Source organism: Mycobacterium sp., assembly GCF_049683355.1.
In the GTDB taxonomy this organism is placed as follows: Bacteria; Actinomycetota; Actinomycetes; order Mycobacteriales; family Mycobacteriaceae; genus Mycobacterium.
Genome location: NZ_JBAUJB010000270.1, coordinates 1 through 2,286, shown reverse-complemented (window position 1 = coordinate 2,286; position 2,286 = coordinate 1). Strand labels below are relative to the sequence as shown.

Annotated in this window: 2 protein-coding genes; one reads left to right on the top strand and one right to left on the bottom strand. The window is 70.4% G+C overall.

Going from position 1 to position 2,286, the window contains the following annotated elements; genetic code table 11:
* A partial coding sequence (locus tag WA944_RS16105) for an adenylate/guanylate cyclase domain-containing protein (RefSeq protein ID WP_526647127.1) occupies positions 1-1,514 on the bottom strand: 1,514 nt, incomplete at its 3' end.
* 82 nt (positions 1,515-1,596) lie between these two features.
* On the opposite strand from WA944_RS16105, the gene WA944_RS16100 reads away from it, so the two are divergent.
* Positions 1,597-2,286 (top strand): DNA polymerase III subunit delta' (locus WA944_RS16100; RefSeq protein WP_526647126.1); only part of this gene is annotated, 690 nt, incomplete at its 3' end.

Genomic DNA, 2,286 nt, shown 5'->3' with positions numbered 1-2,286 from the left:
CGGCCGCGCATCTCGACGATCTCGCCGACGTCCCAGCACAGCGCCTCGGAATCCAGGGCGTCGCTGACCGCGATCGCCGATGCCAGCACGTGGCCCTTCTCGTGCTTCGCCAGCTCGGTCAGCCTCGCGGCCTCGTTGACCGGGTCGCCGATGACGGTGTACTCGAACCGAGCCTGAGCACCGATGTGGCCGGCGATCGCCCGCCCGGCCGACACCCCGATGCCGAAGTCGGTTTCACCGAGGACGTCGATGAGCTCGTCACGCAGCTCGCGGGAGGCGGCCAGCGCCGCGCCGGAGGCGTCGGGATGCTCGATCGGGGCGCCGAAGATGGCCAGCGCCGCGTCGCCCTGGAACTTGTTGACGAAACCACCGTGACGGTTGACGGTGTCGACCACCACCCGGAAGAAATCGTTGAGGAGGCTGACGACGTCGGCCGCCGGGCGGGTGGCCGCCAGCTGCGTGGAACCGACCAGGTCGACGAACAGCACGGCGACGTCGCGTTCCTGGCCGCCGAGTTCGGTGCCCCGCTCCAGCGCGCGCCGCGCGACGTCCTCGCCGACGTAGCGCCCGAACAGATCCCGCAACCGCTGCCGTTCGGCCAGGTCACGCACCATGTCGTTGAAACCGGCCTGCAGCAGCCCGAGCTCGCTGGCGTCGTAGATCTGCATGTGGGCGTTGTAGTTGCCGCGCTGCACCTCACCCAGCGCCCAGCGCAGCTGACGCAGAGGGTCGGCGATCGACATCGCCACCAGCACGGTGCTCGACAGCCCGATCACCAGCGCCGCGATCGCCAACAGCAGGATCGTCGTGGTCAGGCGTTCGGCGGGGGCGGTGAGGATGGCGAACTTGCTGGCCACCAGCGCGAGGACGATCGCCAGCACGGGCACCCCGGTGGACAGCACCCAGGTCAGCACCTGGCGCAGGATGACGCCCGGGGCGTGGAAACTCTCCGGCACCCCGCCACGCAGGGCCGCGACCGCCACCGGACGCAGCACACGTTCGGACTGCAGGTATCCGATGATCGCGGTCGCCGTCGCGCCCAGCCCGGAGGCGACGGCCACCACCGGCGCGGACTTGCTCGCCACCGGCCAGCTGGCGACGATGAACACCACCGAGCCCAGCAGCCAGTTGGTGGCGCTGACCAGCGAGCGGTAGAACGGCATCTTCAGCGCCCGGATCCGGGCCACCGCGGTCTCGGCCGGGTCGCGGTCGCCGAGCAGCATGTCGCGCCGCTGCCAGCGCATCACGGGGATGAGCATCCGCAGCGTCAGGTACGACGCGACCGTGAACGAGATGAACAGGTAACCGAGGAAGACCGCCAGGTTGTAGGCGGGCAGATCCTGCAGCTGGATGCGGTCCTCCGGAGGCAGGCCGAACCGCAGGAAGCCGAGGACGAGCAGTGCGCCGATGATGTCGGCCTGGAGCATGCCCAGCGTGAACACCGGCCACGGGGTACGCGCGACCCAGCGGACGAATGCGCTGATTCGTCCAATCTCGCTCGGTTCGGCGGCCACCCGCTTACCGTATCGGTCGCGCGTGACGGTGGCGGGGTGTCTGGGACGGACGTGTCGGTTCGCAGCATTACTGTTATCGGCGATGACAGGTGTTTTCTCGCGTCTTGTGGGCCAGGACGCAGTGGAGTCCGAGCTGATCGCGGCGGCGCGGGCCGCACGCAGTGATTCGGCTCACAATGACCCCGATGAGGAGACGGACACCGCAGCCGGCGCGATGACCCACGCGTGGCTGATCACCGGTCCACCGGGCTCGGGCCGCTCGGTGGCGGCGCTGTGCTTCGCCGCGGCGCTGCAGTGCACCTCGGATGGGCAGCCCGGGTGCGGGGAGTGCCGGGCGTGCACCACCACGATGGCGGGCACCCACGCCGACGTGCGCCGGATCATCCCGGAAGGGCTGTCCATCGGCGTGGACGCGATGCGCAACATCGTGCAGATCGCGTCGCGGCGCCCGGGTACCGGTCGCTGGCAGATCGTGGTCGTCGAGGACGCCGACCGGCTCACCGAGGGCGCCGCCAACGCGCTGCTGAAGGTCGTCGAGGAGCCGCCGCCGTCGACGGTGTTCCTGTTGTGCGCGCCGTCGGTGGACCCTGAGGACATCGCGATCACGCTGCGGTCGCGCTGCCGGCACATCGCCCTGGTCACCCCGCCGGTGGACGCGATCGCCCGGGTGCTGGTGGATTCCGACGGGCTGCCGGAGGCAGACGCGGCGTGGGCCGCATCGGTCAGCGGCGGTCATGTCGGGCGGGCCCGCCGGCTGGCGACCGACGAGCAG